The organism is Cryptosporangium sp. NPDC051539 (genome assembly GCF_044454545.1).
Classification (GTDB): domain Bacteria; phylum Actinomycetota; class Actinomycetes; order Mycobacteriales; family Cryptosporangiaceae; genus Cryptosporangium.
This window is the reverse complement of the sequence record NZ_JBITDV010000002.1, coordinates 242710-260215: the sequence shown is the minus strand read 5'-3', so window position 1 is coordinate 260215 and position 17506 is coordinate 242710. Positions and strand designations below refer to the sequence as shown.

Here is a 17506-nt window from a genome sequence, read left to right as displayed (position 1 = left end):
GCTTAGGCTCGTTCTGTGGACGACGAATGGTCGATCGAACCGGATCCGGCGCGAGCTGTGGAAAAAGCGCGCCTCCGCGAGCGCGTATACCGCGCGATTTCCACACACTCGCCGATGGATGCCGAGACGGGAGAGCCGTTTACTAGGGTCGATTTCATGACTGCAGCCGTAGGCTCCTACGACCCGTACCTCGAAAAGGACGACGTCGTCATCGGATGGCCCGAGGAGGACCTGGATGCGCTCCCGGAAAAGCTCCGGTACGAGATCGAGGACGGAATTCTCACCGTGTCCCCCCGGCCGACCTTCGAACATCAACGAATCGCCTACCTGGCCAACAAGATGGTCGAGGAGCAGTGCCCGGACGACTGGTGGCCGTTGCAGGACGCCGAGATTCGGATCTACGAGGACGGAAACGTCAAACAGGCGCGCTCGCCCGACCTCATGGTCGTACCTCGGAAGTTGACCACGGCTGAGGCCAACTGTTGCTGGATCGAGCCGAAGGACGCCGTATTCGTCCTCGAGGTCGTCTCCGGTTCGTCGCGCATCTCCGACCGGATGACGAAGGTCGGGCTCTACGCGGAATGGAAGATCCCGCTCTATCTGCGAATCGAACCGAAGCCGATTCCTGCGCTGTACGAATATCGCTTGGATAAAGAGACCGGTCTATATCGGACTCCGCTCGAGCACACGGCGATATTCGCGACCGATGATCCGTTTCCGGTGCGGATCGAGCTGGAATCCTTGCGCTGACCGGCGGCTGCATACACCTGGCGTCCGCCTGATGCGTTCCGGACGTGAGCCGATACGCCGAGGGATCACCGGGGCACACGCCGGTCCCTACGGTGTCCGGCATGACAGCCGCGGTAGGACTTTACGAACCACCGGACGGATGGTCCGACGAAGAACTCGTGCAGGTACCCGAGGGTGTGCACTACGAGATCGAAGACGGCCGGTTAGTCGTCTCGCCCCGGCCGACGTTCTGGCATCAGGAGGCGTGCCGCCGGTTGGCCAACGCCCTCGAGGAGCAGTGCCCGAGCCAGTACTGGCCGGTACAGGAAGGCGAGGTACGGATCTACGACGGCCGGGTCGTCGCCGAACTCCGCGCACCCGACATCCTCGTGGTCCCGCGCGAGCTGACCCGACGCGGCGCCCATCGCGGCTGGGCGCATCCGCACGAGGTGTCGGTCGCCGCCGAGGTCGTGTCCCGGCATTCCTACACGCCCGACCGCACGACCAAGGTCGCGATCTACGCCGCCTGGGGCATCCCGCTCTACCTGCGGCTGGAGACCGAGCCCGAGGTCGTCGTCTACGCCTACCGGCTCGGCAGCAACAAAACGTACGAGAAGCCCACCGAGCACCGCGATCTGTTCACGATCGAAGAGCCGTTCCAGATCCAGATCGATCCCGCGCTCTGGCGTTGAACTGCCCGTTGCCCGCGTGACACCCCCGCGGGCAACGGGCCACTTCCAGAGCCTCGTTCCGGACCGAACGCACCATTTGTTCCCTGCACACGTCGGCCCCGCGTCATCCGCCCGGCGACCCGCTCCGGAACAAGACTTTCGAGTAAGGGTCACGGTCGGGGGGATTCCCGATGTGCGGACGAGCTCGGGGTCCCTACAGTTACCGGCCGTGACCGTCATTACGACTCAATCCCTGGCGAAACAATACGACGGTGGCGTACGGGCCCTGGACGACCTGTCCGTCACGATCGACTCGGCTGCGGTGTCGGGTACCGACACCGCCGGCGGTGTGGTCGGCCTCGTCGGTGCGAACGGCGCCGGGAAGTCGACGTTCTTGAAAATCGTCCTCGGGCTGCTGGAACCGACCAGCGGCAGCATCCAGGTACTCGGACTCGATCCCACCGTCGACGGTGAGCTCATCCGCGCCCGGGTCGGCTACATGCCCGAGTTCGACTGCCTTCCGCCCGACCTCAGCGCGGCCGAACTGGTCACGCACTTCGGGCGGATGAGCGGCCTGCCGAAGACGACCGCCCGCGAGCGTGCGTCCGAGACATTGCGCCACGTCGGGCTCTACGAGGAGCGCTACCGGCAGATCGGTGGCTACTCGACCGGCATGAAGCAGCGGGTGAAGCTGGCCCAGGCCCTGGTTCACGACCCCGACCTGCTGCTGCTCGACGAGCCGACCAACGGCCTCGACCCGGCCGGACGCGACGCGATGCTCGACCTCGTCCGCCGGATCGGCACCGAGTTCGGCATCACGGTCGTCATCTGCTCCCACCTGCTCGGCGAGATCGAACGGATCTGCGACTACCTGGTGGCCCTCGACGGCGGCCGGCTGCTCCGTGCCGACCGCGTCGACACGATGACCGCCGGCCAGAACGAACTCGTGATCGAGGTGGACACCAACGCGGAAGCGCTGGTGCAGCTGCTGATCTCCCGGGGCGCGGACGCCCGGCAGGACGGGCGTACCGTCTTCGTGCCGCTCGTCGACGACCGGACGTACGACCTGATCCTCGACGCGGTCGACGACCTCCATCTGGCCCTGCACCGGCTCGATCAGCGCCGGCACCGGGTCGCCGAGCTGTTCTCGGGCCCATCGGAAGCGGGTGCGGCATGACCACCGGCGTCATTCACGATCTCGGGTACCAGCGGTACACCGGACCGCGGCTGGGCCGCGGCTACGCGTTCCGCACGCTGTACGTGCACTCGCTGCGCACGGCGTTCGGCCTCGGACGCGGGATCAAGGCGAAGATCTACACCTGGTCGATCATGGGGATCATCCTGGCCGTCGGCCTGATGATCACCGTGATCGAGTCGCAGACCAAGCAGAACATCGCGACCAGCCCGCAGTTCGTCGACCAGGTGACGTTCCTGTCGATCCTGTTGCTGGCCGGGGTCGCGCCCGAGCTCTCGTCGCGTGACCAGCAGACCCGGGCGCTCTCGCTGTACTTCGCGCGGCCGCTGCGCCGCACCGACTACGCGCTGGCCCGGCTCGGTGGCCTGATCACCGCGCTGTTCCTGGTGCTGGCCGCGCCGGTGACGCTGATGTTCGCGGGAGCCGCGCTGTCGACGAGCAAGGGCGCCACCGGGGTCTGGCACGCCGCCGGCGACTTCGGCGCCGGCCTGGCCCACTCGGCCACCCACGCGCTGGTGCTCTCGTCGATCAGCCTGCTGATCGCGTCGCTGGTCCGGCGCCGGGCGGTCGCGGCCGCGGCGATCGTCGCGGTGTTCCTGGTGACGACGCCCGCGGTGGCGTTCACCGAGGCCCTCGACGTCAATCAGGGAACCAGTGAATTCGTCTCGATGACCAACCCGCCGACCGCCCTGAACTACCTCGCCACCTGGCTCTATGCCGGGGGCGACGGGAACTTCTCCGGCGGCGACCGGATCGCCCACGGGCCGCTGCTGGCCGTCTACTTCGTCGTCGTCGTCGCCGCCTGCACCGCGCTGCTGGTGGTCCGATACCGAAAGGTTCCGGCATGACCAGCGAAGTTCTGGCCGAGCCCCAGGCTCCCCCGCAGGCTCCCGCGATCGACGTGCGCGGTGTGTCGCGCTGGTTCGGCAACGTCGTCGCGGTCAACGACATCACGATGGCGATCGGCCCCGGCGTCACCGGCCTGCTAGGCCCCAACGGAGCCGGTAAGACCACGCTGCTGCACGTCATGGCCGGGCTGCTCGCGCCGTCGCGCGGCGAGATCCTGGTGCAGGGCGCACCGGTCTGGCGCAACCCGGCGATCTACCGGACGCTCGGCCTGGTCGTCGACCGCGAGGACACGTACGGGTTCCTGTCGGCCCGCGAGCTGGTCGAGGCGACCGCGACGCTGCACGGCCTGTCGCACCCCCGGTCCGCCGCCGACAAGGCGATCGCGATGGTCGGGCTCGGCCCGGCCGCCGACCGCCGGGTCGCCACGTACTCGAAGGGCATGCGGCAGCGGGCCCGGGTCGCCGCGGCGCTCGTGCACGACCCCGCGGTGCTGCTGCTGGACGAGCCGTTCAACGGCATGGACCCGAGGCAGCGGCTGGAGCTGATGCACCTGCTGCACCAGATGGGCGAGGACGGACGCACGGTCCTGTTCAGCTCGCACATCCTGGAGGAGGTCGAGCAGGTCTCCCAGTCGATCCAGGTGATGGTGGCCGGGCGGCTGGCGGCCTCGGGCGACCACCGGGCGATCCGGCGGCTGATGACCCAGCGTCCGCACGAGTTCCGGCTCTCGTCGAGCGACGACCGGACGCTGGGGGTGGCGCTGCTGGCCCTGACGTCGGTCTCAGGCGTCGAACTGGAGTCGGATGGTGTCCTGGTGAGGGCCAGCGACTACGGCGCGTTCACGTCGGCTCTGCCGACCGCGGCCCGGGGCGCGGGGGTGCGGCTCCTGCGGGTGCTGCCCGCCGACGAATCCCTGGAAAGCGTCTTCTCGTACCTGATCGGGGGCTAGGACCATGCCAATCATTCGAGTGATCTCCCGGATCACGCTCCGGGGGCTGCTCGGCCGGCGCCGGTTCCTGCTCCTGCTGCCGTTGCCGGTGCTGCTGCTCGTCGCCGCGGTCATCGGCCGGGCGTCCGGGGCCGACCCGGAGAAGTGGGCCGACCCGGTGCTCACGCAGATCGGGTTCGGGGTGGTGCTGCCGCTGATCGCGCTGATCGTCGGCACCGGCGTCCTGGGCTCGGAGCTGGAGGACGGCAGCGCGGTCACGATGCTGACCACGCCGGTACCGCGCGGGACGATCATCCTGACGAAGCTGGGCGTGGCGATCGGCGTCACCACGCTGGCCACCGCGGTCCCGATGTTCGTCGCCGGGATCCTGGTCGACTCGGTCCGGCTCGGGATCGGGCTGGCGGTCGGGTCGTTCGTCGGCGCGGTGGCGTACTCGGCGCTGTTCGTCGCGCTGAGCGTCGTGAGCAGGCGTCCGGTGCTGATCGCGCTCGGGTACCTGGTGCTGTGGGAGACGACGCTGGCGAACCTCCTCGACGGGGTGCGCTGGCTGAGCATCCGGCAGTTCGCGGTGACCACGTCGGACTGGGTCGCGTCGACCGACCTGGTGGACTCGCGGCTGCCCGGCCTCTACGCGGTGCTGGCGACGATCGTGCTCGCCACGGCCGCGGCCACGCTGGCCATCGACCGGCTCAGTGCCTACAGCGTCCGGGGCGAGACCGGCTGAACCGCCAGGAGGACCCCGCTGCGGACGCTCACGGTCGCGCCGGTTCCGAGGAGGACGTTCGACACTCCCCGGGTGGTGCCGGGCGGCAGATCCTCGTCCCGCAGCGGGTACTCCAGGCCCTCGGTCCGGATCCCGCCGGCCGTACCGTGCACCGGCAGCAGCGTGACGACGTCGCCCGGCTGCCCGGTCAGTTCCGCGGACCGCCGGACGACGGTGACCGTCGCCTCCGCCCACCGCGCCTGCAGATCCACGGACGCGTACAACGGGGACGCCAGCAGGAACGCCACCGCCAGCCAGTGGTCGAACCGGCCACCGGCGCCGCCCAGCACGACGATCCGCTCCGGCGAGCGGTCCAGGGCGGCGTCGAGCGCGATCTCCAGGTCGGTGGCGTTCTTGGCCGTGGGGTACTGCTCGACCCGGCCGCCCGCGTCCACCACCCGGCCGGCCGCACCCGCCGACGCGGAATCGAAGTCACCGACCGCCAGATCGACGCGGAGCCCGATGCCGTGGGCGCCGTCCACGCCGGAGTCGGCCGCGACCACGAACGCACCCGGCGGCAGGCCGGCCAGCGCCGTCGCGACCGGCGGCTCGCCACCGGCCACCACGATCACCACAGACGAATCGGCCGGCGGGGTGTTCACCCCGCCGGCCGATTCGGACGTACTCAGCTGACTGCCGTCGCGTGCTCGGGGAACCGGACGATCGTCGCGAACTCGTCGGCGTCGATGCTCGCGCCGCCGACCAGGGCCCCGTCCACGTCGGGCTGGGCCATGATCGCGGCGACGTTCTTCGCCTTGACCGAGCCGCCGTAGAGGATCCGGATGCCGTTCGCGATCTCTTCCGAGTACTTCGCGGCCAGCGCCTTCCGGATCTCGCCGCAGACTTCCTGGGCGTCGTCCGGGGTCGCGACCTTTCCGGTGCCGATCGCCCAGACCGGCTCGTACGCGATCACGATGTTCGCGACCTGCTCGGCCGTCACCTTCGCCAGCGCCAGGTCGAGCTGCTCGGTGCAGTGGCTCACGTGCCCGGCCGCCTCGCGCACGCTCAGCCCCTCGCCGACGCACAGGATCGGCGTCAGACCGTGCTTGAACGCGGCCTTGACCTTGGCGTTCACCACCCCGTCGTCCTCGTGGTGGTACTCGCGCCGCTCGGAGTGGCCGACGACCACGTAGGTGCAGTCGAGCTTCGCGAGCATCGCACCGGAGATGTCTCCGGTGTAGGCGCCCGAGTCGTACGGCGACAGGTCCTGCGCGCCGTAGGCGAGGTTGAGCTTGTCACCCTGGATCAGCGTCTGGACGCTGCGCAGGTCGGTGAACGGCGGGAGGACCGCCGCCTCGACCAGCGCGAGCTGCTCCTCGGTGAGGCTGATCGCGATCTTCTGGGTGAGGGAGATCGCCTCGAGGTGGTTGAGGTTCATCTTCCAGTTGCCCGCGATCAGCGGACGTCGCTCGAAGCTGACCTTCTTCGCCATGTCAGCCCCTTTCGAGTGCAGCGACACCGGGCAGTTCCTTGCCCTCGAGGAACTCCAGGGAGGCACCGCCGCCGGTCGAGATGTGCCCGAACCGGGACTCCTCGATGCCGAGCTGACGCACCGCCGCGGCCGAGTCTCCGCCGCCGACGATCGTGAGCCCGTCGACGCCGGCCACCGCCTCGGCGACCCCGCGGGTGCCGTCGGCGAACGGCGCCAGCTCGAACACGCCCATCGGGCCGTTCCAGAACACGGTCTTCGCGCCGGCCAGTTTCGCGGCGAACAGCTCGACCGAGGCCGGGCCGATGTCGAGGCCCTTCCAGCCGCCCTCGATCGCGTCGGCCGGAACGACCTTGGTGTTCGCGTCCGCGCTGAAGTCGTCGGCGAGGACGACGTCGGTCGGCAGCACGATCTTGTCGCCGCCCTCGGCGAGCAGCCGCCGGCAGGTGTCGATCATCTCCTGCTCCAGCAGCGAGTCGCCGACGCCGTGGCCCTGTGCGGCCAGGAACGTGAAGCACATGCCGCCACCGATGAGCAGCGTGTCGACCTTCGGCAGCAGGGCGTCGATGACGCCGAGCTTGTCGGAGACCTTGCTGCCACCGAGCACGACGACGTACGGCCGTTCCGGCTGCCCGGTCAGCGTGCTCAGCACGTCGAGCTCGCGGGCCACCAGGTACCCGGCGTAGGCCGGGCGCAGCTGCGCGAGGTCGTAGACGCTGGCGTGCTTGCGGTGCACGGCGCCGAACGCGTCGTCCACGTAGGCGCCGTCCTGACCGGCGAAGTTGCTCAGCTCCCGGGCGAACGCCTGGCGCTCGGCGTCGTCCTTGCTGGTCTCGCCCGCGTTGAAGCGGAGGTTCTCCAGCAGCACGACCCCGCCGTCGCCGACGTTCGCGACGGCGGCCTGGGCCTGCGGGCCGACGGTGTCGGTCGCGAACGTCACCGGCGCGCCGAGGATCTCGTCCAGCCGCTGCGCGACCGGCTCGAGCGAGTACTTCGGGTCCGGAGCGCCCTTCGGGCGGCCGAGGTGGGAGAAGACGATCACGCGGGCGCCGGCGTCACGCAGCGCGGTGATCGTCGGCAGCACCGCCCGGATGCGGCCGTCGTCGCTGATCTTCTGGCCGTCGAGCGGGACGTTCAGGTCGGCGCGCAGGAGTACGCGCCGACCGGCCACGCCCTCGGCGAGCAGGTCGTCGAGGCTCTTCATCTCGTCAGAGCGTCTTGCCGACGAGGTTCACCAGGTCGACCAGGCGGTTCGAGTAGCCCCACTCGTTGTCGTACCAGCCCACGACCTTGGCCTGGTTGCCGATGACCTTGGTCAGCGGAGCGTCGTAGACGCAGGACGCCGGGTCGGTGACGATGTCGGACGACACGATCGGGTCGCTGTTGTACTTCAGGTAGCCCTTCAGCGGACCGTCGGCCGCGGCCCGGTAGGCGGCGTTGATCTCCTCGACCGAGGCCTCGCGGGCCAGGTCGACGGTGAGGTCGGTGGCCGAGCCGGTGGGGATCGGCACCCGCAGCGCGTAGCCGTCGAGCTTGCCCACCAGGTCGGGAAGCACGAGACCGATCGCCTTGGCCGCGCCGGTGCTGGTGGGGACGACGTTGATGCCGGCCGCGCGGGCGCGACGCAGGTCCTTGTGCGGGCCGTCCTGCAGGTTCTGGTCCTGCGTGTAGGCGTGCACGGTCGTCATCAGGCCCTTTTCGATGCCGAACGCATCGTTCAGGACCTTGGCCAGCGGGCCGAGGCAGTTCGTGGTGCAGGAGGCGTTCGAGATGATGTTGTGCTTCGCCGGGTCGTAGTCCGAGTCGTTCACGCCCATGACGACGGTGAAGTCCTCGTTCTTGGCCGGCGCCGAGATGATGACCTTCTTCGCGCCGCCGTCGATGTGCGCCTTGGCCTTCGCCGCGTCGGTGAAGAAGCCGGTCGACTCGATGACGACGTCCGCGCCCAGGTCGCCCCAGGGCAGCTTGGCCGGGTCGCGCTCTTCCAGGGCCTTGATCGTCTGGCCACCGACCGAGATCTCGTCCGCGCCGGCCTTCACGTCGTGCGGCAGGCGGCCGAGGATGCTGTCGTACTTGAGCAGGTGCGCCAGCGTGGCGTTGTCGGTCAGGTCGTTGACGCCGACGACCTGGATGTCGGCGCCCGACTCCAGGGCGGCACGGAAGAAGTTGCGCCCGATACGTCCGAACCCGTTGATACCTACACGGATGGTCACGCGTGCTCCCTCGCCGAAAACTCGAGCTCTTTGACTGTGTTTTCCGCTACGGAGCCTATCGAGCAGCCCCGCGTGACGTCCTACCGGGCCGCCTCGATCGATTCAGGGGTAGGGCCTCAGCCTCGGTCGATGCTCCACAGGGTGATCGTTTTGTCAGTACTGGCACTCGCCAGGTACTTCCCGTCCGGACTGAACGCCAGATCGTGGATGGAGTCGGCCGAGGTTCCGGCCTTCGGCGCGTGGGCGGTGAGCGCCGGGCCGATCTGCCGGTCGTCCCGGACGTCCCAGAGCAGGATCCGGCTGTCGTCGCCCGCCGACGCGAGAACCGCGCCGTCCGGGCTGAACGCGATCGTCCGGACCGCGCTCGTGTGGCCGGTCAGCGTGGCGCTCACCGTTCCGGTGGCGAGGTCGAAAACGACGACCTCGGCGTCGGAGTTGGTGGCGGCCAGGTACTTGCCGTCCGGGCTGAACGTCAGCTCGCCGTAGGACCCGGTGTCGTCCGGCGCCGTGGTGAGCCGTCCGCCGGTCGGAACTTTCTCCCGGACGTCGTAGAGCCGGAGGCCGTCCGTCGACTCGTACGTCGCGAGCGTCGCGGAGTCCGGGCTGAGCGTCACGTCACTGAGGAGCTTGTCGGTGCCGGCGACGGCCGGGTGGGTGGCGACGCGTTTGCCGTCCGACGTGTTCCAGGCGAGCACGTCGCCGTAGTTGTCCGCGGCCTGCATCCGTTTGCCGCCGTCGGCGAACTGGATGGACGAGAGCGTGCCCGTGCTCTTCAGGCCCGCGCGGGTGTCCAGTTCGGTGTCGAGCGCGGTCCGGCGGCTCGCGACGTCCCAGAGCTGGACGTCGCCGCTGGACAGCGAGAGCAGGCGGTCGCCGTCCGGGTTGAACGCGAGCGCGGTCGGGCCGACCGTGAACTTGAGGTCGTAGCGGGTCGTCTTACGGGTTCCGACGTCCCAGAACCGGATCGTGTCGTCCTCGCTCGCGCTGGCCAGCAGCTTGCTGTCGGGGCTGAATGCGATCGCGTTGACGTCGTCGGTGTGGGCGATGAGCGTGGCGGCCTTCGTCGCCCCGGTGACCGGGCCCTGCTCCCAGGGCTTGACGATCAGCAGGGCCGCCGCGGCGAGGACGACGACGACCAGCACCGCCGCCGCGCCGCCGAGCAGAAACGCGCGCCGCCGCCGCGGCGGGCCGGAGTCGGGCGGGGCCAGTTCCCTGGTCGGGACGGCGGAGCTCGGGCCCGGGGGCCCGGACTGCGGCAACACGCTGGTCGCGGGGGCCGCCGGTGCGGTGTGGAGGCTGCCTTCGGCCACCACCAGTTCGGGGTAGTCGAGCGCGGTCGGTGCGATCCGCAGCGTGCGGTGCAGCAGCGTCGCGGCCAGCGGGATCCGGGACGACCCACCGACCAGGAAGACGCCGCCGACCTGCTCCGGCGCCACCCCGGCCTCCCGCAGCACGTTCAGCGTCAACCCCGACGTCCGCTCGAGCAGCGGCGAGGCGAGCTTGTCGAACTCCTCGCGGGTCACCCGCACGTCGGCGCCGGCCAGCGGCACGTGCAGGTCGGTCGCCGGATGCCGCGACAGCTGTTCCTTCGCGGCCTTCGCGCCCCGCCACAGCGCGTGCCGCGCCTGCTGGTCGGCCGGCGACTGCGGCCAGTCGAGCCGCGACCAGGCCCCGGCCGCGCCGCCGGTCGACGACCGCGCGTGCGCGACGACGGCCGCGTCCAGATCCAGCCCGCCGACGTCCGGCAACCCGGCCGACGCCATGACCACGAACCCCGCACCGGCCGGCCGCACGACGCTGACGTCGAACGTGCCCGCGCCGAAGTCGTACACCACCAGGCAGCGGTCGGGCGGCAGCGCATGCCCGAGCACCCGCACGAAGTACGCCGCCGCGGCCACCGGCTCGGGCACGAACTCGAGCGGCCCCATCCCGCCGGACGGGCCCAGCCCGGCCTTCGCCGCCGCCTCGCTCAACAGCCCGAGCCGGGCCTGCCGCCAGGCCGCCGGATGCGTGAGCACGACGTTCGTGGGTGGCGTCCCGGCCACCCGGTACGCCTCGGACGCGACCCGCCGCAGCACGGTCGCGATCAGGTCGACGACGCCGACCTCGCGCTCACCGAGCCAGACCGTGCCGTCGTCGATCCGGCGCTTCGGGTTCGGCTCCAGGCCGGACGGGTGGGCGACACCGGCCCGCTCGGCGTCCGCGCCGGTCAGCATCGTCGCATCGGGACCGAGAAAAACCGCCGACGACAGCAACGGCGAGGAATCGAATAAAAGTGGGCGAACCCGCCCGTCGGGGCCCGTTAACGCCGCAACGGTGCTGGAGGTGCCGAAATCGACGCCCAGTCTGTAGGGATCCACCCTGGTCACCCTAGGCGCAGGTGTCACGCGTCAAGCCGAGAGGCGGCGGAACCCGCTCGAGTGGAACACCAGTGGCGCCACGGTCGGCTCCACCTCGAACGTCTCGATCCGCAACAGCACGATGTTGTGGTCACCGGCCGGAACCTCACGGTCGACCGTGCACTCCAGCCACGCGCTCGCGCCGTCGATCAGCACCGCGCCGCCCTCGGTCGTGGCGAGCGACACCCCTTCGAACCGGTCACCGGTCTTCGCCGCCAACCGGCGGGCGGCCAGGTCGTGCGACTCCCCCAGCACGCTCACCCCCACGAACGGCTGCGCACGCAGCCGCGGCCAGGTCGTCGAGGTGTGCTGGACGCAGACCGCGACCAGCGGCGGATCGAGCGAGACCGCCACGAAACTGCTGGCCGCCATCCCTGTCGGTACACCGTCCACGACCGCGCACAGTCCCACGACGCCGCTCGGAAACGCCCCGTAGACGTCGCGGAGGTCGCGGGGATCCGCCCCGGCCGTGGCCTTCACCGCAGGCCCGACGCGGTACCGGCGACCGCGCGCGACCAGCGCTTGGCGTAGTCGGCGATCGCGGAGCTCTCGGTGTAGGTGGAGTCGATCAGGTACAGGCCCGGCGCCGGGCAGGACGCCCCGAGTTCGACCAGCACCGGCTTGAGCAGCAGGTCGGGGGCGAGTGCGTGGCCCGGCCCGGCACCGAGCATCACCGGCACGCCGACGACCCCGGCCAGGCCCTCCGCGGTCGCGAACTGGTCGAGGAACAGCTTGAGCACGCCGGTGTAGGTCGCCTTGAACGTCGGGCTGGCGAACACGGCGACGTCCACCGACCGCACGGATTCGACGGCCTCGGCCACTCCGGCGTCGCCCCAGCCCAGCAGGCCGGCGCCCAGCGCCACGACGTCGACCACGACGTCCGGCTCCCGGCCGGTGAGTTCGCGGGCCACCCGGGTGGCCGCGTCGAGCGTCCGCGACTGCGGCTTCGGGTTACCCGCGACAACTGCGACCTTCATGCCGTCTCCCTACCCCGTCCTCTGGAGGCAACCCGTCGAGCCGGCTGCCTGTTCCATCGGTACCGCAGGAATCGGGGTCGTGGGTTAAGAGAGATCGACGTTCGTCAGGGAGCGAGCATCTCCGGTGTGACGCTCGCCTCGGTGTCGGGGATTCCGGTGTCGTGGGCGCGTTTGTCGGCCAGCGCCAGCAGACGCCGTATGCGGCCGGCCACCGCGTCCTTGGTCAGCGGCGGGTCGGCGAGCGAGCCGAGTTCTTCCAGCGACGCCTGGCCGTGCGACAGCCGCAGCCGCCCGGCCGCGAGCAGGTGCTCCGGTGCGTCACCGCTGAGGATCTCCATCGCCCGCTCGACCCGGGCGCCTGCCGCGACGGCGGCGCGGGCCGACCGGCGCAGGTTCGCGTCGTCGAAGTTCGCGAGCCGGTTCGCGGTCGCCCGCACCTCCCGGCGCATCCGACGCTCTTCCCAGGCCAGCACGCTCGCGTGGGCTCCGATGCGGGTGAGCAGCGCACCGATCGCGTCGCCGTCGCGCACGACGACCCGGTCGACGCCGCGCACCTCGCGGGCCTTCGCCGTGACGCCGATCCGCCGCGCCGCGCCCACGAGCGCCAGTGCCGCCTCCGGGCCCGGGCAGGTGATCTCGAGCGCGGCCGAGCGTCCGGGCTCGGTGAGCGAGCCGTGGGCCAGGAACGCGCCGCGCCAAGCCGCCTCGGAGCAGCACGCGGCCGCGGAGACGACCTGCGGCGGCAGCCCCCGCACCGGGCGTCCCCGGACGTCGAGCAGGCCGGTCTGCCGGGCCAGCGAGTCACCGTCGCGCACGACCCGGACGATGTACCGGCTGGTCTTGCGCAGCCCGCCCGCGGTCAGCACGTGGACCTCGCTGCCGTGCCCGTAGATCTCGGCGATGCTCTGGCGCAACCGCCGCGCGGCATTACCGGTGTCGAGCTCGGCCTCGACCACGACCCGGCCCGCGACGATGTGCAGTCCCCCGGCGAACCGGAGCAACGCGGCCATCTCCGACTTACGGCAACAAGGTTTGGTGACCGCGACTCGGCTCAACTCGTCTTTCACCGAGGCCGTCATCGCCATCGCGCTGCTCCACTCGTGTCGCTGTACCCCCGTACCGACACGATCAGCCGGTTCCGAGCACCGTCCGTAGCGCTGCGGCGAGTGCCTTCTGATCATGCCGTGGCGTTCCGTCGGATGCCGCTACCGGCGCCACGACGAGACGTCCTCCCAGTGATTCTGCCGCACGCGACAGGCCGGTGTGGTCCCTGACGATGTGAGGATCGGCCAGGACCACGTCGACTTTCAGCGCCGGAGCGTGATCGGCGAGCGCGTGGAGGTGGTCTTCGAACGGCATTCCGTGGGTTTCGCTGTCTGTGCTGAGGTTCAGCACGAGGATCCGCCGGGCCGGCGAGCCGACGATCGCGTCGGCCAGTTCGGGCACCAGGAAGTGCGGCAGGACGCTGGTGAACCACGACCCCGGGCCGAGCACCAGAGTGTCGGCGAGCGACACCGCTTCGAGCGCCTCCGGGCAGGCCGGGACGTCACTGGGGGTGAGCCGGACGCGCCGGACCTGACCCTTCGTGGACGCCACCGCGTGCTGGCCGTGGACCGTGATCACGTTGCCGAGCGCGCCGGCGACGTCGGCCTGGATGTCCAGGGGCTGGGACGCCATCGGCAGTACCCGGCCGCGGCACCCGAGTGCGCGGGCGGCGTGCTCCAGTGCCGGGACCGTGCCGCCGAGGATGTCGGCCAGCCCGGCGAGCACCAGATTGCCGACCGCGTGGCCGCCGAGTTCGCCACCGCCCGGAAATCGGTGCTGGAAGAGGGCCGCGGACACCGGATCCGCCGGATCGGCCAGCGCGACCAGCGCCTGACGCAGATCACCGGGCGGGATCCCGCCGAATTCCCGCCGGAGCCGGCCGCTGGACCCGCCGTCGTCGGCGACCGTCACCACGGCCGTCGGCTCGATCCCGAGCAGGCACAGCGCCTTGAGGGACGCGAACAGCCCGTGCCCGCCTCCGAAGGCCACCACGCGCGGAGGCCGCTCGGCACCCAGGTCGATCACCTTTTCCCCTTACGCCCCGTTAATACTCTGCGCGACGGCTTTCGATGCAACGCGCAGCGGAGGCGGACGGTACCGTGCCCCGCCCGGGCGGTCACTCCCGGCCCAGGTCTCGGTGGCTCACGGTGGTGGGTATACCCCGGGAACCGAGCCGGGATGCCAGGGCGATCGCACTGGCGACGCTGCGGTGCTTGCCGCCGGTGCAGCCGACCGCGATCGTCAGGTAGCGCTTGCCCTCGCGCTTGTAACCGTCGGTGGCCATCGCGACCACGGCCGCGTACTGGTCGAGGAACTCGACCGCGCCGGGCTGGGCCATCACGTACTCGCTGACCGCCGGGTCTTTTCCGGAGAACGGCCGCAGCTCCGGCACCCAGTGCGGGTTCGGCAGCCAGCGCATGTCGACGACCAGGTCGGCGTCGGCCGGGAGCCCGTACTTGAAGCCGAACGAGAGCGCGGTGACGTGCAGCGTCTGCTCGGGAGTGACGAACAACTCCTCGATGCGCCCGCGGAGCTGGTTGCCGTTGAGCAGGCTGGTGTCGATGATCACGTCCGCGACCTCGCGGGCGTTGGCCAGCAGCACCCGCTCGGCCGCGATGCCGTCGGCCAGCCGGCCTTCGCCCTGCAGCGGGTGCGGGCGGCGGACGCTCTCGAACCGCCGGATCAGCACGTCGTCGGACGCGTCGACGAACACCACCCGGGGCTGGAACCCGCGGACCCGCAGGTCGGCCACCGCTCCCAGCAGATCGGTGGAGAACGCCCGGCTCCGGACGTCCAGCGTCATCGCGGTGCGCCGACCGGCGCCACCGGAGGCGAACGCGAGCTCGGCCATCGTCACCATGAGCGTCTGGGGCAGGTTGTCGACCACGTAGTAGCCGACGTTCTCGAGCGCACGGGCCACCGTGCTGCGACCCGCACCGGACAGACCGGTGACCACGACGAGGTCCATCTCGGCCCGGGCCGCGGCGATCCCGTCGACCCCGTTCACGTCGCCGACGGAGCCGAGATCACCGGCGTCCGGCGACCGCTCCTCGATCGTCATCGGTCTTCGCGTCCCCTTGCTGCGCCCACGTCACTTGTTATTCGTGATTCTGGTGCGCCCGGACGGGATCGCGCAGCCCTCGTCACCGACTTTTCGGACGAGTGTCGCTCACCGGACGCCTCCGGCGCCGATCGGGCGCTCGGAACGGCGTCCGCGGACTCGCCGGACGGCCCCCGCTCACCGGCCGGAACGGCACCACCCGACGGGACGGTCCCACCCGACGGGACGGTCCCACCGGACGGGACCGGCTCGCCCGAGAGGGCCGCCACGATCGACTCGGCGGTGCGGCGGCCGATGCCGGGCACCGTGACGATCTCGTCCACCGACGCCTGCCGCAGCCGCTTCAGCGACCCGAACTGCCGCAGCAGTGCCTTCCGCCGCGTCTCCCCCAGCCCGGCGACCCCGTCGAGCGCGGACTCGGTCATCCGCTTCGAGCGCTTCTGGCGGTGGTAGGTGATCGCGAACCGGTGCGCCTCGTCGCGGGCGCGCTGGAGCAGATAGAGCCCCTCGCTCGTGCGCGGGAGGACGAGCGGGAAGTCGTCGCCGGGCAGCCAGACCTCTTCCAGACGCTTCGCCAGCCCGCAGAGCGCCACGTCGTCGATGCCGAGCTCGGCGAGCACCCGGGCGGCGGCGGCCACCTGCGGGGCACCGCCGTCGACCACGACGAGGTTCGGCGGGTAGGCGAACTTCCGCGGCCGCCCGGTCGCCGGATCGATGCCCAGCGGCACGCCCCGATCGGTGAGCGGCTCTTCGACGGGCGGTGCGTTCCCGGCGGGCTCGGCGGCCTCGTCGGGCAGGTCACCGGTTTCCGCGTGTGCGTCCAGATAGCGGTTGAAGCGGCGGCGGAGCACCTGGGCCAGCGCGGCGGTGTCGTCGGGCGGCCCGTCGGGACCGGAGCGGACCGCGAACCGGCGGTACTCCGACTTACGCGCCAGCCCGTCTTCGAACACGACCATGCTGCCGACGACGTCGGTGCCGCTGACGTGCGAGATGTCGTAGCACTCGATGCGCAGCGGAGCCTCGTCGAGCAGGAGCGCGTCCTGGATCTCCTGCAGCGCCTTGGACCGGGCCGTCAGGTCGCTGGCGCGCTTGAGCTTGTGCTGCGTGAACGCCTGTTCGGCGTTGCGCCGCACGGTGTCCATCAGCGCCTTCTTGTCGCCGCGCTGCGGTACCCGCAGCGCCACCCGGGTGCCGCGCAACTCGCTGAGCAGCTCTTCCAGGACCCCGGCGTCGGTCGGCAGCTCGGGAACCAGCACCTCCCGCGGCACCGCCTCGTTGACCTCGTCGCCGCCGTAGATCTGCAGGCAGAACTGCTCGACCAGATCGCCGACGCCCAGGTCTTCGACCTTCTCGATCACCCAGCCGCGCTGGCCGCGCACCCGCCCGCCGCGGACGTGGAACACCTGGACGGCGGCCTCGAGCCCGTCGTCGGCGAACGCGATCACGTCGGCGTCGGTGCCGTCGCCGAACACGACCGCCTGCTTCTCCATCGCCCGGCGGAGCGCACCGATGTCGTCACGGAGCCGGGCCGCCTTCTCGAACTCGAGCTCTTCGCTCGCGCGCTGCATCTCGCGTTCGAGCCGGCGGAGCATCTGGTCGGTCTTGCCGGCCATGAAGTCGCAGAAGTCTTCGACGATCTCGCGGTGTTCGTCGGCGGAGACCCGGCCGACGCACGGCGCCGAACACTTGTCGATGTATCCGAGCAGGCACGGGCGCCCGATCTGCCCGGCCCGCTTGAACACCCCGGCCGAGCACGTCCGGGCCGGGAAGACCCGGAGCAGCAGGTCGAGCGTTTCGCGAATGGCCCAGGCGTGGGCGTAGGGCCCGAAGTACCGGACGCCCTTCTTCTTCGGGCCGCGCATGACCCGGAGCTGCGGATACTCCTCGTAGAGCGTCACCGCGAGGCTCGGGTAGCTCTTGTCGTCGCGGTAGCGGACGTTGAACCGCGGGTCGTACTCCTTGATCCAGGAGTACTCCAGCTGCAACGCCTCGACCTCGGTGGTGACGACGACCCAGTCGACTTTGGCCGCGGACGTGACCATCTGGTAGGTACGCGGGTGGAGGCCCGACGGGTCGGCGAAGTACGAGTTCAACCGGTTGCGGAGGTTCTTCGCTTTCCCGACATAGATGACCGTTCCCCGAGAATCCCGGAAACGGTAGACACCGGGAGACTCCGGGATCGACCCCGGAGATGGGCGGTAGGTGGACGGGTCGGGCACGCTCAAA

Annotated in this window: 17 protein-coding genes; 6 read left to right on the top strand and 11 right to left on the bottom strand. The window is 70.5% G+C overall.

Features of this window, described 5'->3' with window-relative positions:
* Positions 1 to 15 precede the first annotated feature (15 nt).
* The 6 genes from ACIBZJ_RS07165 to ACIBZJ_RS07140 all read left to right on the top strand — a co-directional run bounded on the left by ACIBZJ_RS07165 (position 16) and on the right by ACIBZJ_RS07140 (position 5117).
* Positions 16 to 750 carry a Uma2 family endonuclease gene (locus ACIBZJ_RS07165; RefSeq protein ID WP_395926515.1) on the top strand — a complete coding sequence of 245 codons (735 nt, stop codon included), beginning with the start codon at positions 16 to 18 and terminating at the stop codon, positions 748 to 750.
* A gap of 101 nt (positions 751 to 851) precedes the next feature.
* Positions 852 to 1421 carry a Uma2 family endonuclease gene (locus tag ACIBZJ_RS07160; protein ID WP_395926513.1) on the top strand — a complete coding sequence of 190 codons (570 nt, stop codon included), beginning with the start codon at positions 852 to 854 and terminating at the stop codon, positions 1419 to 1421.
* A gap of 208 nt (positions 1422 to 1629) precedes the next feature.
* Entirely contained in the window at positions 1630 to 2577 is a 948-nt protein-coding gene (locus tag ACIBZJ_RS07155) for an ABC transporter ATP-binding protein (RefSeq protein WP_395926511.1), read from the top strand.
* Entirely contained in the window at positions 2574 to 3443 is an 870-nt protein-coding gene (locus ACIBZJ_RS07150; RefSeq protein ID WP_395926509.1) for an ABC transporter permease, read from the top strand. Before ACIBZJ_RS07155 ends, ACIBZJ_RS07150 begins: the two co-directional genes overlap by 4 nt.
* Positions 3440 to 4393 carry an ABC transporter ATP-binding protein gene (locus ACIBZJ_RS07145; RefSeq protein WP_395926506.1) on the top strand — a complete coding sequence of 318 codons (954 nt, stop codon included), beginning with the start codon at positions 3440 to 3442 and terminating at the stop codon, positions 4391 to 4393. The genes ACIBZJ_RS07150 and ACIBZJ_RS07145 overlap by 4 nt, the downstream gene beginning before the upstream one ends.
* A gap of 13 nt (positions 4394 to 4406) precedes the next feature.
* Entirely contained in the window at positions 4407 to 5117 is a 711-nt protein-coding gene (locus ACIBZJ_RS07140; RefSeq protein WP_395927742.1) for an ABC transporter permease, read from the top strand.
* On the opposite strand, the gene ACIBZJ_RS07135 is transcribed toward ACIBZJ_RS07140, so the two are convergent.
* The 11 genes from ACIBZJ_RS07135 to uvrC all read right to left on the bottom strand — a co-directional run bounded on the left by ACIBZJ_RS07135 (position 5090) and on the right by uvrC (position 17499).
* A complete protein-coding gene (locus ACIBZJ_RS07135; protein ID WP_395926504.1) occupies positions 5090 to 5731 on the bottom strand; it encodes a thiamine diphosphokinase in 642 nt (213 codons plus the stop codon). The genes ACIBZJ_RS07140 and ACIBZJ_RS07135 overlap by 28 nt on opposite strands.
* Positions 5732 to 5781: 50 nt before the next feature.
* Positions 5782 to 6588 (bottom strand): triose-phosphate isomerase, encoded by an 807-nt coding sequence (gene tpiA, locus ACIBZJ_RS07130; protein ID WP_395926502.1) that lies wholly within the window; start codon positions 6586 to 6588, stop codon positions 5782 to 5784.
* A gap of 1 nt (position 6589) precedes the next feature.
* Positions 6590 to 7789: a phosphoglycerate kinase gene (locus ACIBZJ_RS07125; RefSeq protein ID WP_395926500.1), complete on the bottom strand. Its 1200-nt coding sequence runs from the start codon at positions 7787 to 7789 to the stop codon at positions 6590 to 6592.
* Positions 7790 to 7793: 4 nt separating this feature from the next.
* Entirely contained in the window at positions 7794 to 8798 is a 1005-nt protein-coding gene (gap, locus tag ACIBZJ_RS07120; RefSeq protein ID WP_395926498.1) for a type I glyceraldehyde-3-phosphate dehydrogenase, read from the bottom strand.
* A gap of 116 nt (positions 8799 to 8914) precedes the next feature.
* Positions 8915 to 11014 carry an Hsp70 family protein gene (locus ACIBZJ_RS07115; RefSeq protein WP_395926496.1) on the bottom strand — a complete coding sequence of 700 codons (2100 nt, stop codon included), beginning with the start codon at positions 11012 to 11014 and terminating at the stop codon, positions 8915 to 8917.
* A 174-nt stretch (positions 11015 to 11188) separates the two neighbouring features.
* Positions 11189 to 11677, bottom strand: a complete 489-nt coding sequence (locus tag ACIBZJ_RS07110; RefSeq protein WP_395926494.1) for a flavin reductase family protein — start codon at positions 11675 to 11677, stop codon at positions 11189 to 11191.
* Positions 11674 to 12174, bottom strand: coding sequence for an NADPH-dependent FMN reductase (locus ACIBZJ_RS07105; RefSeq protein WP_395926492.1), 501 nt, complete (start codon positions 12172 to 12174; stop codon positions 11674 to 11676). The genes ACIBZJ_RS07110 and ACIBZJ_RS07105 overlap by 4 nt, the downstream gene beginning before the upstream one ends.
* A gap of 104 nt (positions 12175 to 12278) precedes the next feature.
* Positions 12279 to 13259, bottom strand: coding sequence for a DNA-binding protein WhiA (whiA, locus tag ACIBZJ_RS07100; RefSeq protein ID WP_395926489.1), 981 nt, complete (start codon positions 13257 to 13259; stop codon positions 12279 to 12281).
* Positions 13260 to 13302: 43 nt separating this feature from the next.
* Positions 13303 to 14244 carry a uridine diphosphate-N-acetylglucosamine-binding protein YvcK gene (gene yvcK / locus ACIBZJ_RS07095; RefSeq protein ID WP_395926487.1) on the bottom strand — a complete coding sequence of 314 codons (942 nt, stop codon included), beginning with the start codon at positions 14242 to 14244 and terminating at the stop codon, positions 13303 to 13305.
* A 91-nt stretch (positions 14245 to 14335) separates the two neighbouring features.
* The gene (gene rapZ, locus ACIBZJ_RS07090) at positions 14336 to 15187 is read right to left on the bottom strand and encodes an RNase adapter RapZ (protein ID WP_395927740.1); all 852 of its coding nucleotides are present in this window, start codon (positions 15185 to 15187) and stop codon (positions 14336 to 14338) included.
* 89 nt (positions 15188 to 15276) lie between these two features.
* Positions 15277 to 17499, bottom strand: a complete 2223-nt coding sequence (gene uvrC / locus ACIBZJ_RS07085; RefSeq protein WP_395926485.1) for an excinuclease ABC subunit UvrC — start codon at positions 17497 to 17499, stop codon at positions 15277 to 15279.
* Between the last annotated feature and the right edge of the window lie 7 nt (positions 17500 to 17506).